The following is a 13,689-nucleotide window of genomic DNA, read 5'->3' as shown; positions in this document are numbered from 1 at the left end:
ATTTTGAATATATCTTCTTGTCATTGGACAGCTTTCCAGCTGTTGAATACAATTAATCATATTTCTGTGGAGAGAAAACATGGATCAACTGACTCTCATTATGGAAAAAATCAACCTGTATATTCAGGATCCTTTCGGCATGCTCACCATTTGTACTGCGCCCATCATAGGGTACTATGCTGTCAAATTATACCTGAAACCACGATTGACTAAAAAAGAAAAAGAACAATAGGTTACAGGCCGTATCAGACATATTTGCGGCAGCAGCGCTATCACCGAGGCAACGAGGGTACTACCGTAGCACATTATTACAACTCCGCGACAACAAAGCTGCTGCACACTACTCAACCGAAGAAACTGAGCAACTCAGTAAAGCAAGGCTGTTTTCAGTATCAGGCCGGAGTGCTTTGCTCCAGATGATCTTCCTCCAACTCCCGGTACAGTGCAAGAACACCAGATCTGGTTAACTTCTTTATCCCCATGGGACGAAGAATCTCCACCATGGCATCAATTTTTTTCTCTGTCCCTGTCACCTCAATGATATACGAATCAATTCCAGCATTGACGACTTTGGCGTTGAATATATCCACTGTCTGGATAAGTTCTGTACGATTTTGAGGCGTCACCCCGACACTTATCAATGCCATTTCCCTTTTCACGGCATCATCCTCGGTCATATCACGGAGCTTGATGACATCAATGAGCCGACTGACCTGTTTCATGATTTCATCATACTGCTTGGGAGAAGCCTGTGTTTTTATGGTGATTCTAGAAATATCAGGATTATGAGTCGGGGCACCGCAGATAGATTGTATGTTGTAACCACGACCGGAAAAAAGTCCGGTTATTCGAGCTGTTACAGATGGCTTATTTGCCACCAGCATGGTCAGGATATACACTTTTTCTTCCATATCAGACCTCTAATGCAGAGTTTCGAGTAAGTTTAGACGGCTACTGCAGACTATTTATAAACAGACGGTAACTACTCATTGGGGGAGACGAATAAACGTATCCCCCTGTATCTGTAACTGGTTACAGGGTGCCTGAGGTTTTCGCAACCAGGCTGGCGCAGCGTATTTGCCTATATATAAACCAGGTTGATCGCGGAAAAATCCGGTTCGCTGTGAGCAGTTACTATTATTCTTCCATATACGGGCCCAAAACCATATCCTTGTATCCAGATCCTGCGGGTATACGAGGATATATCATCTCATTGACATCACATTCCACCACCAGAAAAGACGGCCCTGTGGCAGCCATGAAATCGGCAAGACGTGTTTTCAATTCAGCTCGATGCGTTACCCTCTGTGCAAACGGGAACCCCATATCCCTTGCCACTGCAGAAAAATCGACATCTGAATCCTTATTGGTCGCCACATGGTCGCCGTTATACAAGACATCCTGCAGATTACGAACCATGCCGTCCCCCCGGTTGTTCAGCAGCAAAACCTTAATGGGCAGCTTATAACGCCCAATGGTAAACAGTTCGCCAAGGTTCATCAAAAGGCTGCCGTCACCATCAATTGCCAGGATCTTACTTGAAGGGTTGGCATGATATGCCCCGATGGATGCGGGTAGGGAAAAGCCCATGGGGCCAAAGCCCCCGGCAGTAAGAAATGATTTTGGTTTGAACATGGTCAGGTATTGGGCAGCAAGCATCTGATGATTCCCTACCCCGGTCGTCACCCTGGTTTCATCGGTGATAAATCCTGCCAGCAACTCCATCACTTCCGCCTGCTGAATTTCTTGTGCACTTCTGTTAAAATTCAGTACATACTTCTTTTTTAAACTTTTGATATGCTCCTGCCATTCTCCGATGTCGAGCTGAATATCATTCTTAACAGCATAATTAAGAAGATCGTCCAGTGCTGTCTCTGCCTTCCCAATAAAGGAAAACTTTGGGTTTCTGGCAAAACGGACTTCCTGCACCTTCTCCGGGTTGATGTCAAAGTAGGCGATATCAGCCTGTAATCCTGATTCACCTACTTTCTGGTTGACCCGATCATCCCATCGGACCCCGAAAGCGACAAAAAGATCGGTTTCCTGAATAGCTTTGTTGGCACATGGTACACCGTACATACCGAGCATTCCCAGTGCCCAGTACGCGGTTTCATCCAGAATCCCTTTTCCCATCAGACTGTTTATGGAAGGAACGGCAAATCTCCGGTTAAAAGCCCGAATACGGTCACTGGCAGCCTGCGAGTTCATACCTCCGCCAATATAGAGAAGTGGGCGTTTTGCACTTTTCAACAGGTCAAAAAACTGACGACACTGATTCTCGCCAAGATGACGCTCTTCGTCATACTTTTGAGCAAAACGTTCTATGGCAACGCCTTCATATTCCCCTTCTGCCAGCTGAATATCATAGGGAAAATCGATAACAACCGGCCCCGGCTTACCGGATTTTGCATAGTAATAGGCATCTTTTACAATCTCTTCGACTTTCTGTAATTCATTGACCAGTATCACTTTTTTTGCCGCATTGGCAAAAACACCCTGCACATCAATATGCTGAAACTCATCGGTTCCCATTTTTGTTTGGGCTACCTGACCGGCAAAAACAAGCATGGGAATGGAATCAGCGTGTGCATCTGCCACCGCTGTCAAGGTATTGGTGATAGCCGGGCCGGAAGTAACCACCGTAATGCCGACCTGATCACTGGACCGCGAATACCCTTCAGCCGCAAAGGCACAGGCTTGCTCATTGGCACAAACGGTTATGTTCAGCGAAGTTTCTGCAATGGCATGAAAAACAGGCAGAATCGTGGCCCCTGAAAAACCAAAGATGTGCTCAACACCTAAATCAATCAAACTTTTCGCCAAAATCTGCGCATTATTCATAACTCAATCTCACTCCCTGTAAAGTTCATATATAACTACCCTTTGGGGAAACGGATAAACGTGAAACGCCCCTGTATTTGTAACTGGTTACAAGGTGCCTGAGCTTTACACAAGCAGGCTGGCGCAGCGTATTGGATCATGCATAAGCCAATCTGATCGCGGAAAGATTCCGTGCACGGCGAGCAGTTACGTTCATATATGGGTCATGGAAAAAATAAATTATCCAATCTTGCCTGTCTCTCAACTCGGTAACGTCGTCGCGTCAATGACTCAATGCGCCCAGTATGGAACCGTTGACGCGACGACGTTACCAAACCGATATCCTACGTATTTTTTGGATATTTATTCTTTCCGCGACCCTATTTCTTGTCACCTTGTGGTATTACCTGAAATAGAGACACTTAAATTACCACTTTCTAGCCATGACTGCCAGATTATCCGCATGATACAGCTTATGCCAATGCATTGAACCAAAGCCTCGGCAGGCACTATCTGTTTATTCTGCCCGAGGTGTTTTCAACAAATTACGTGAATATACAGGATCTTGACATCCAAGGAGATTGGACACATCTTTTTCTGTTATGTTCATAACATGATCCATTGTCGAGATACTCTATGATTTTTCTCAATGTATGGTTCCGGGTTTCTCTCAAGCATGTTTTTGCAACTGCGGAAAGCTGACCAAGTCTTCGCCTGTTATTGGACAGGGTGTGAACCTGTAAATACGGGTAACAAGGCAAATGACCTAACAAACATCCGCCTGGGAAAATCACCAAAAAAAATTATGTTTCTCCGGGCTAAGCAATAGGAAGAACAATCGTGACAGTCTCTTTTACTCCTGGAAAAAACTGTTGGAAAACAGTTCAGGCGGATCAAGTCTCTATTATCGTTGATGGAGCAGATTATTATCAGGCAATTCACGAATCCATGCAGATGGCACAGGAGTCCATATTGATAACTGGTTGGGATCTGCATAGCGAGGTTCAGCTCATCCGTGGGGATACTCCATCAGAACTCCCTACCAAGCTTGGTAAATTTCTCAACACACTTGCCCGGAAAAACAAGCACCTTAAGATATTCCTCCTGAGCTGGGATTTTGCCATGATTTATGCGATGGAACGTGAGTTTTTCCCACGTTACAAATTAAAATGGCGTACGCACAGACGTATTCAATTTTGTCTGGATGGTGAGCATCCGATTGGCGCCTCACAACATCAAAAAGTCGTGGTAATCGATGACAAGGTTGCGTTCTGTGGGGGACTGGATATAAGTAAATGGCGCTGGGACACTTCAGAGCACCTTCCGGAGAATCCGCTTCGGGTTGCACCGGAAGGAGATGCCTACCCACCTTTTCATGATATCCAGATGGTTGTATCAGGTGCTGCGGCCCAGGCCCTGGGGGAACTGGTCAGACAGCGCTGGCAACGAGCAACAGGGAACGTCCTGCCTTCTCCATCCCATGCGCATCCGAATATCCCCTGGCCAGAAAGCATTCCCCCACTGTTCGCCAACCATCGGGTTGTCATAGCACGCACTTTTCCAAAATACAAAGATTACCCTGAAATCCGAGAGGTGGAACAGCTGTATCTGGACTCCATTGCTGCAGCAAAGCATTACATATACATCGAAAACCAGTATCTCAGCTCATACATCATCGGAGAAGCCCTGAAAAAACGACTTCTTGAAAAAAATGGGCCCCAAATCATCGCAGTTATGCCCCAAAAAACAGGAGGGTGGCTCGAGCAGCACACCATGGATATTTTACGGGGCCGTATCCTCAGGAAGCTTAAAGAAGCCGATAGACATGATCGATTGCGCGTATACTATCCCCGGGTAGGAATAAACCCAGAGGTAAGTCTCATGGTGCATGCCAAAGTTATGATCATCGACGATACCTTTATCCATATAGGCTCTTCAAATCTCAGTAACCGTTCACTGGGCCTTGACTCTGAATGCGACCTGGCCCTGGCAGCCGAATCTGAAACTGAGCAGAGTGAAACCATTGCAACCTTTCGCAACCGCCTTCTGGCGGAACATCTGGGAAAAAAGCAAGAGGAAGTAACCCTGGCAATGCACAAACATGCAACACCTATCGCGGCCATAGAAGCACTGCGAGACGAAGAGCGGACCCTTATCCCTGTAGATGAAAATGAAAACAAAGAAATCGACCAGTGGGTACCTGAATCCAAACTCCTTGACCCGGAAAAGCCATTGGAACCGGATGAATTTTTCAATTATCTGATCAAACCAAGAGATCAGGTATTTGCGTACCGCCACCTGCTAAAAATAGTCTCAGGCCTGGTTATTCTTCTTGGCATAACAGCCCTGTGGCGTTGGACTCCTCTTAACCAGTTTCTTACAGTGGAAAGTGTGCTGGAGGCAGGCAAATGGGTGCAGCAACAACCTCTGGCACCTCTCATGGTTCCTCTGGCCTTCATTGTTGGAGGGCTGGCTGTCTTTCCCATTACCTTAATGATTATTGCCACGGTGGTATTGTTCGGCCCCTGGCTAGGGCCATTGTACGCTATTTTAGGGGCGGAACTCAGCGCTTTGATTCTTTTTATACTTGGCCGCCATCTGGGACGAAGCACTGTACAACGTATGGCAGGAAGTATCCTGAACAGGGTGAATAAACGCCTCTCAGAAAACGGCATAGCAGCTGTAATAACCTTTCGAATTATTCCTGTGGCACCCTTCTCCGTGGTGAATCTGGTAGCTGGCGCCTCAAATATCTCTCGAAGGGATTTTATTCTGGGTACATTCATTGGCCTGCTGCCAGGGATAATTACCATTACGCTGGTTGCCGACCAGATTGCCCGCTCACTGAAAACTCCGGATTTTGGAAGCATCGGTACGCTAATGGCAGTATTTGTGGGTTCAGGCCTTGGTTTATATGGTCTACGTAAATGGCTCAAAAACAAAAAACAACAGCGAAATACAGGAAGCTAAACCTCTGTGCTCAAAATCGCCACCTACAATATTCACAGATGCATCGGCCTGGATAAAAAAATATCACAGAGTCGTATTGTCTCTGTCTTGCAGGAAATTGATGCTGACATTGTTGCGTTACAGGAAGTCGCCTCACATTATTCTTTTCCAGCCGATTTCCTACACCGCGTCACAGCATCCCTTGGCTATACCGCAATTTCCGGATTCACTCTCATGGATAGGGAAAGTCGATATGGTAATGTTATCCTCACCAGGACGGCACCGGAGTCGTTTCACAGATATCATCTGAGTATCCCCCATCGGGAACCTCGTGGATTAATCGAAGTTACAATGAAAGGCCGGCACACTTCTCTCACTCTTTTTGCCACTCATCTGGGGCTGAGTACAAAAGAGCGAAGACAACAGGTGCAAAAATTATCAGTAAAACTCAACAGCACTGACTCAGACATAGTTGTTCTCATGGGTGATTTCAATGAATGGTTGCCCTGGAGCCGATCTTTACAAAGGCTCAAAAATATGTTTACCCAGAACTTTCACCCTCCCACGCCCGCGACCTTCCCAGCACACATGCCACTCATGAAACTTGACCGTATATGGGTACGTCCGGCTTCCAGGATACAGAAAATCTGGCGGCACCAGACAAATCTCAGTAAACTTGCGTCTGATCATCTTCCCCTGATTGCGACCCTGGATGATTGAGACGTTAACATTGCTTTACGTCTCAAGTATTTGGTATAGTCAGCACCTACGTACATCTTTTTAGGGTCGCGGAAAATAATAAATATCCAAAAATTGCGTAGGATATCGGTTTGGTAACGTCGTCGCGTCAATGGTTCCATACTGGCGTATTGAGCCATTGACGCGACGACGTTAGCGAATTGAAAGACAAGCGAGATTGGATAGTTTATTTTTTCCGTGACCCTTAACCCGGGTTGGATTACTAGCATGTCCTGAACACGTTTGAAAAACAATGGTGTTTCAGAAAAATAGGCTAGTTAAAGTGTTGGGTTATTTTCAAATTTTCCTCTATTTCTACGTGCGAATTTCATGGGTATAGTAACCGGTATCATTCTTCTTGTGGCCACAGCCTTTGTCTGTGGTCTTCTCATGCAGCGACTGCATCAACCATTGATTCTTGGATACATTCTGGCAGGCATTATCCTTGGTCCACATTCAGGACTGATCGTAGATTCAGAAATCCACCACATTGAACTTGTCGCTGAAATAGGCGTCGCCCTGCTGCTCTTTGCGCTGGGGCTTGAATTTTCCCTGAAAGACCTCAAACCTGTCAAGGGCATTGCTCTGATAGGTACCCCCATCCAGATGCTTTTGAGCATCGGTTTTGGTCTCCTCATTGGCCAGATAATGTCATGGCCCTGGCAAACTTCACTCTGGTTTGGTGCGCTTATCTCCCTGTCCTCGACCATGGTGATCCTCAAAACCCTGATGAATCAGGGGTGGCTTGGGACTCTTTCCAGCAAGGTGATGGTGGGAATGCTCATTGTCCAGGACCTGGCAGTTGTTCCGTTAATGATTATTCTGCCACAACTGAATGATCCTGCCACAGGACTGAGTGCCATAGGCTTTGCAGCGGTCAAGGCAGTTGTATTTCTCCTGGGAATGTTCCTGCTGGGTACACGACTGCTCCCTTTTCTCCTGAAAAGGATAGCACGACTTGGGTCCAGGGAACTGTTCCTGCTTGCCATTACCACCATTGGGCTGGGCATCGGTTACCTGACCCACCTGTTCGGCCTCTCTTTTGCCTTTGGAGCATTCATTGCAGGTATGGTTCTCAGTGAATCCGATTATGGCCACCAGGCTCTCAGCGACATTATCCCGCTTCGGGACTTGTTTGGCCTGCTCTTTTTCGCGTCTGTGGGAATGCTGCTTGACCCCAAATTTCTCTTTGAGCATTACGGAGAAATCTTTTTCCTGGTCACCGTTGTCTGCCTGGGAAAAGGTATCATTTTTTCTTCACTGGCCTGGATCTTTCGGTATCGAAACGTGGTGCCCCTTGCTCTCGGCCTGGGAATGTTTCAGATTGGCGAATTCTCCTTTGTGCTTGCCAGAGTAGGCCTTGCAAGCGAATCCATAAGTAATGATTTCTATAACCTTATTCTCACCACCGCTGTTGTTTCCATGGTAATGACACCACTGATTTCAGGACGTACAGCCAGGCTCTATGCATTAAAGAAAAAATGGTTTAACCATGAACCGGTTGAAACCATCAACTTTCCGGAAACAGGCTTGAACCGCCATATTGTCATAGCAGGATGTGGTCGCATCGGCTTTCAGATTGGCCAGGTTTTACAAAAAATCGGTATCCCCTTTGTTGTAGTGGAAATAGATCAGTACCGTGTGGAAATAGGGCAACAGGCTGGATATCCCATGATATATGGTGACGGCAGCCATGAAGTAGTGCAGGAAGCCCTGCACATTGATACAGCGGCGCTGCTTGTAGTGACGCTTCCAAGCATCGTTATGGCCACCACCATTACGCAAAAAGCATTGGAAGCCAACCCAGACCTGAAAGTCATAGCCCGAATTTCCGACCCGGATTTCTTCTCTGTCTTCCAGGAAATGCATGTTAAGGATCTCGTCTTTCCTGAATTTGAAGCAGGTCTTGAAATGATCCGACAGGTTTTGCTCTATCTCCGCATCCCTGTTCCAGAGATCCAGCTCTACACAGAAGAACTGAGACATAAGATGCTTATTGCGGAAAGTAATTCCACTGAGGAATACCAGACCCTTGGACAGCTTCGGTCAGCAGAACAGCAATTCGATCTGCAGTGGACCGAACTGCAAACGGGTAATCCACTCATCGGCCATACCATTGCCGAGACAGAGCTCCGTAAAATAACAGGTGTCTCCGTGGTAGGTATTATCCGCGACCAGGATCTCTCTGTAAATCCAGGGCCTGATTTTCTCTTTGCCCAGGGAGATCTGGTTGCCACCATAGGATCAGCCAAGGCACGCACTAAATTTCATTGCTTCATCAATCCAACGGCAGAAAGCTGTGAAGGCATTCTGATAAACCTGGATGACCAGCGCCTGACAATTACATCGTAACCCCTTTTTTCACGGAAAAATTGAGTTAAACTTTGAAGGGCCAAATGATTAGCAGAAATCCTTTGCACCCAAAAAATCCGAAAACAGCGGCCATCGTTGCAATAGTATGCCTGATACTTTCGTCCTGCACGCTTACAAAACTCAGACAGGAAGTGGATGCCACCGAAACATCAACCATACTGATCGGTCATGTTTTCGGCCGTGTAGCGGTGAACAGCCCACTTGTCGTTGTCGCCTACAATACACAAAATGGCGAACGGCTTGTGTCACACTATACGGTTCTCGATGATTACGGCGAATTTGAGCTGATGGTCACAAAGGGAGAGTACCATGTATTCGCCTATGTCGATACAAACAGCAACCTCGTCTATGACAAGGGTGAACCCGCAGCCCAATTTGGCGCTCCAGACCTGATATTTGCACCGTCCGGGGGCATTGTCCAAAATATTGAAATCTTCATCCAAGAGATAACGACAGCCATTGATTGGCCGATCGGCAAAAAAATTGCAGATATCACAAAACATGCATTCCATAGCAGACTTGCCGGCTCAATAACAACTCTGGATGATGAAATTTTTCTTGATGAATACGGTGGACAGGGATTCTGGGAACCGGTTTCCTTTTATAAACAATTCGGAGGAACCATCTACTTTCTGGAAGAATATGATCCACACAAGATCCCCCTACTCTTTATACATGGAGCAGGGGGAACTCCAAGGGGATGGAAATATTTCGTTGACAATATCGATCGAGAGCGTTTCCAGCCATGGTTCTTCTACTATCCATCAGGTGCCAGGATGAGGAGCATGTCTCATCTGCTGCTGTGGAAGCTGACCAATCTTCAGGTAAAATACCGGTTCAAAGAACTCTATATTACGGCACACAGCATGGGCGGGTTGATAGCCCGCTCATTTATCATGGATTTTGGACGCGATACCCCATATGTGAAGCTGCTGATTTCCCTGGCTACGCCATGGGGCGGTGACAAAATGGCCGAATACGGGGTCAAACAATCTCCCGCAGTTATACCCTGCTGGCTGGATATGCAACCGGAAGGTAGGTTCATCCAGTCGCTGTTTCAGAGCGAACTGCCGGATCCAGTAGGCTTCTATATTTTTTTTGGTCATGCAGGCAACCGTAATCCCTTTCGTTCGAACAACGATGGTACCATCACCCTTTCCAGCCTGTTGGATCGCAGGGCGCAGAGTGAAGCAGACATGCTTTACGGTTTTAATGAGGATCACGCCAGCATTATGCAGAGTAAAGAGGTAATGGAACAATATAATGCCATACTCAACAGCTATGCAGGTACTCAAAACGCTGCACAGCAACCATCTGGAGGCTCAATCAGAGTACAATTTGCTTTTGACCAGCCGCAAGAATATATTACGCCATGGCCTAATCTCACACTCAGATCTACTGAGGATAACAAGGCGGAAACAACAATCACCCTGCGGCCTCAGGATAAAGGGAATGCGATAGGCCCTTTTCCGACAGGCAACTACCTGGCCAGGTTATATCTAGGAGGCTTCAAAACAAAGAAAGAATGGGTGCCCATAACCATCAGAGCCAACAATACCAGTAATCTTGAATTTGCATTGACACCCGATGGCACGATATCAGGATATATCATCGAAGCTCTTCCCGAGGAAGACAAGGTCGTCGGTATGCCGGAGTGGGAACAGATACCTCAAAACAACCCGATTTCTGTGGAGAGGATAACATTGAAAGGAAACGGAATTTCGCGTTCTCTTGATTCTTGTGGAGAGAAAGATTTCAATTGGGAAGATCAGGAAATATCGCGTACTGACTACTGTTATCGAGGATGGTTCCGTTTTTTCGGCTTACGTGCAGGTGAATATGAACTGGTAATGCAAGCCGCTGGTTACAAAGTGCTCAAGGCATACTATACCGTAACGCCAGGTAAGGAATCTCCCACTGAGTTTTTTGAGATGAGGAGTGTGCAAAAACAGCAAGAGTAGCACATCACCTAGGCTGTTTTATTTGAATATACGTCCTTAAGCCTGTAAAAAATCCTCGGACCCTTATGTGTAAATTCGCTTTTTTCTTTTATCACTTTTTAAAATAATCTGCCAAATACTTTAAAACCTGATATTCATCTGCACCTGTCGAATCCACTGGAGTTAATCGAACATATCGACCATGTGGGCCACAACATTCAAGTCCGTTTACTACTCGATGATTTACAATATTAACCGATAATTCTGTGGCATTATTTTCAAGTTTTTCAAAATGAATATGAAACTTCCCTGTTGCTAACGAAGGATTGCCGTTTACCATATAGGATTTTGAATACCAGTATTCTGAGAATTTGTTAAAACAGACATCGTAATTTGTATTTTCTTTCTGGAATATGTCCTTGCAAAATAATTGGTCTTCCATAACTTCAACTGACCAAGTACTAGTTCCCCATCGCTCCAAACCGAGTTTATGCTTCAATTGATAATCCAAAGACAGTGCCTCCAAGCAGCCTTGCCTTACCTCTTCAAACGGTAGATCTAAAACAAGCGATTTTTCATAGTGCTTATCTGAAACTATCGATTCAATCTCATAGAGAGGAGTTGAACAATTTGAAATAGTTCCAATAAAAAATATAGCATAAAGAATGCGTATGTATTTCATTCCCACATTCCCATTAATTTTTGCCTCATCTCGGGGGTTGACCAGGTGGTTAGCAGCGCAGGCAAGCGCAGATTGATTGTTACATTTATAGTGTTGGTCAAGCTCCGTGTTCCCGGGATAAGAAGATTGGTGAAATCAGTGCCAGTGCGCTTTCTCCCGTTGCCTGGATTTCATTATCGAGTCATCTTTCCTTAAAATCTCCTTATATTTAATGGATCATATAAGCGCATATCATACTCAACAGATTGTACATCCTCAACAACTGAAGGTGGCTTTATCTCTTTTGGGGCAAAGAGGTGTCTATCTAAAATTATCTCTTGCCACATTGGTTGCTTGAACCCGTTATTTTTCCATAAAAAGTTTACAACAGTGCGGGGCGTTTTGTTTAAATAGGCTTGATATGCGCAGGATGCAATTTCGTTATCGTAGTGTCCGAAGTAAGGGAACAATGAATCTCTATATGAAGGTTTTAACCATTTGCAAAATGCAACCATTGGAAATAATCCTCGTTCAGGATAGTCGAGAACAATATCCCAAATTTCAACCTTGCTCTTTGGAACCAATTTTGTCATGAGTCTCAAGCTATCATACGGACAGATATCTTCAACTGTATCTAAATTATCAATCAGGCGAATTAATGAATGGCTAAAATTGCTATAAACCCACAACAATTTTGCACATGACAAGATAGCGCCATAACCTTCATTTGGAACATACGCCTCTTGACAGATTTTAGAAATATCCTGGAACCCAAGTTGACCTAACATATTGTATAGAAAGGCAAACCATCCCTTGTCGGTTTCTGGCATTTGGTTTACATATTCTGGAACTTCGCTTGCAATATCACGAATTATAAGCCGGAGGCAACTGTTATGGATCGGGTTAAGCAAGTTGAATTTATCTGTGCCAGAGAATACAAGCTCCAGTAGTTTAGCTTGCCTCTCCCTATTATTTTTGATTTTTTTGGAATAATCTTCAATTAACAAAGGAGTGTAAAACCAATCATCACGTATTGGTATGCATGATCTTTTAACCAACTTCCACCACTCTAATAACTTTCCAGGATTATTGGTATTGACGACATCAATCCATGCCATCAATGCTCCTTGGTGACTTTTTTCTAAATTGATCCATGATTGCTGGAATATGCCTTCAAACTCTTGCTTGCTTTTGCGTCTTGCCCATGCATAAATCAGCCATTGATTATTATGGAATTTTTGACTCTCACCCAAGTCAGAAAATATTTCAGATTGACTTGGGGAAACGAGACGATCAAGCATCCAAATAGCTGTTCTGGCTGCTCTATCCGTTGAAATATCATCAGCAATTAATGGGCCAGAACTAGAGGGAATAGATTTCAGGAAGTCAACAAGTCCAGTAATTAATTTGTTTTTTGACGACGTAATCCTATGCCAAGCTGGGCCACTTTGAAATAAGATGATATCTATATTTGTTGACAGTTTTTTGCTCATAAATAATTACGAATTATCAAGTGTTAGCCTGAGTTCCAATCGTCTTATCAGTCTAGGCAAGTTCAACGACATGCTTGGAAGTTTACAAATCGTAATTCACAACTTTTCTCAAGCCTGATTTATAAAGGAAATTACCTGGGGAATAAAATCCGGTATTAAAAACTGAGACTCATACCGACCTCAAAAGTTATGCCGTCATCGGGATATCCATAATGAGAAGAGTAATCCTCATCAAAAAGGTTATGAACATCCGCGAATACCAGGCCTTGTTTTTCCCACATGGTAATAGGCTGGCTCAATTTTATATCTGTTGTAATGTAGCTATCAAGTCGTTCAGCCTCTGTGTTCTCGATATCCGAGTACTGCTTGGAATACCCGCGGGTGGTCCACTCAAGGCGGGTTTTAGTTGCAAACTGCGTCTTGAAAATACACTTCACAGAATGCATTGGAGCATAGCTTAACTCTTTGCCGTTATCTTTATTTTCCGTATCCTGAAATACATAATTCAGCTCTATATCAGTGCTAAGCATATTGACAAAAATAACTATAACAACAAGTTGTATGCCTTAAAGCTGAATTGGATCGGGTTTTCTATCATGCCTTGATTATAATGCCAGACCAATTTTCGAAATCTGGTAATTAATTCTGAAAGTCCCCCTAACGCTGAAAATCCGTATACTTTGGGTTTTATCCATTTCCAGAATAGCTCGACAGG

Annotated in this window: 10 protein-coding genes; 5 read left to right on the top strand and 5 right to left on the bottom strand. The window is 44.8% G+C overall.

Going from position 1 to position 13,689, the window contains the following annotated elements:
• Window positions 1-79 precede the first annotated feature (79 nt).
• Window positions 80-232 (top strand): hypothetical protein, encoded by a 153-nt coding sequence (locus tag G493_RS33425; RefSeq protein ID WP_153306519.1) that lies wholly within the window; start codon window positions 80-82, stop codon window positions 230-232.
• 160 nt (window positions 233-392) lie between these two features.
• On the opposite strand, the gene ilvN is transcribed toward G493_RS33425, so the two are convergent.
• Both ilvN and G493_RS0113560 read right to left on the bottom strand, forming a co-directional pair.
• Window positions 393-911, bottom strand: coding sequence for an acetolactate synthase small subunit (ilvN, locus tag G493_RS29225; RefSeq protein ID WP_035274491.1), 519 nt, complete (start codon window positions 909-911; stop codon window positions 393-395).
• Window positions 912-1,137: 226 nt separating this feature from the next.
• The gene (locus G493_RS0113560) at window positions 1,138-2,841 is read right to left on the bottom strand and encodes a thiamine pyrophosphate-binding protein (protein ID WP_035274489.1); all 1,704 of its coding nucleotides are present in this window, start codon (window positions 2,839-2,841) and stop codon (window positions 1,138-1,140) included.
• Between the two features lie 819 nt (window positions 2,842-3,660).
• Between G493_RS0113560 and G493_RS29220 the strand changes: the two genes are divergently transcribed.
• The 4 genes from G493_RS29220 (at window position 3,661) to G493_RS0113540 (ending at window position 10,841) form a co-directional block, all read left to right on the top strand.
• The gene (locus G493_RS29220; protein WP_035274488.1) at window positions 3,661-5,790 is read left to right on the top strand and encodes a VTT domain-containing protein; all 2,130 of its coding nucleotides are present in this window, start codon (window positions 3,661-3,663) and stop codon (window positions 5,788-5,790) included.
• Between the two features lie 6 nt (window positions 5,791-5,796).
• The gene (locus tag G493_RS0113550; protein WP_028580839.1) at window positions 5,797-6,489 is read left to right on the top strand and encodes an endonuclease/exonuclease/phosphatase family protein; all 693 of its coding nucleotides are present in this window, start codon (window positions 5,797-5,799) and stop codon (window positions 6,487-6,489) included.
• 348 nt (window positions 6,490-6,837) lie between these two features.
• Entirely contained in the window at window positions 6,838-8,859 is a 2,022-nt protein-coding gene (locus G493_RS29215; protein ID WP_084813580.1) for a cation:proton antiporter domain-containing protein, read from the top strand.
• Between the two features lie 44 nt (window positions 8,860-8,903).
• Window positions 8,904-10,841, top strand: coding sequence for a lipase family alpha/beta hydrolase (locus G493_RS0113540; RefSeq protein WP_028580838.1), 1,938 nt, complete (start codon window positions 8,904-8,906; stop codon window positions 10,839-10,841).
• Window positions 10,842-10,932: 91 nt separating this feature from the next.
• On the opposite strand, the gene G493_RS0113535 is transcribed toward G493_RS0113540, so the two are convergent.
• The 3 genes from G493_RS0113535 to G493_RS0113525 all read right to left on the bottom strand — a co-directional run bounded on the left by G493_RS0113535 (window position 10,933) and on the right by G493_RS0113525 (window position 13,504).
• Window positions 10,933-11,502 carry a hypothetical protein gene (locus G493_RS0113535; protein WP_028580837.1) on the bottom strand — a complete coding sequence of 190 codons (570 nt, stop codon included), beginning with the start codon at window positions 11,500-11,502 and terminating at the stop codon, window positions 10,933-10,935.
• A gap of 191 nt (window positions 11,503-11,693) precedes the next feature.
• A complete protein-coding gene (locus tag G493_RS0113530) occupies window positions 11,694-12,974 on the bottom strand; it encodes a hypothetical protein (RefSeq protein WP_028580836.1) in 1,281 nt (426 codons plus the stop codon).
• Window positions 12,975-13,129: 155 nt separating this feature from the next.
• The gene (locus tag G493_RS0113525) at window positions 13,130-13,504 is read right to left on the bottom strand and encodes a TonB-dependent receptor (protein WP_028580835.1); all 375 of its coding nucleotides are present in this window, start codon (window positions 13,502-13,504) and stop codon (window positions 13,130-13,132) included.
• Between the last annotated feature and the right edge of the window lie 185 nt (window positions 13,505-13,689).

Origin of the sequence: Desulfogranum japonicum DSM 18378 (assembly GCF_000429945.1) — a bacterium.
Taxonomy (GTDB): Bacteria; Desulfobacterota; Desulfobulbia; order Desulfobulbales; family Desulfobulbaceae; genus Desulfogranum; species Desulfogranum japonicum.
This window is presented reverse-complemented; position numbering and strand designations above follow the sequence as displayed.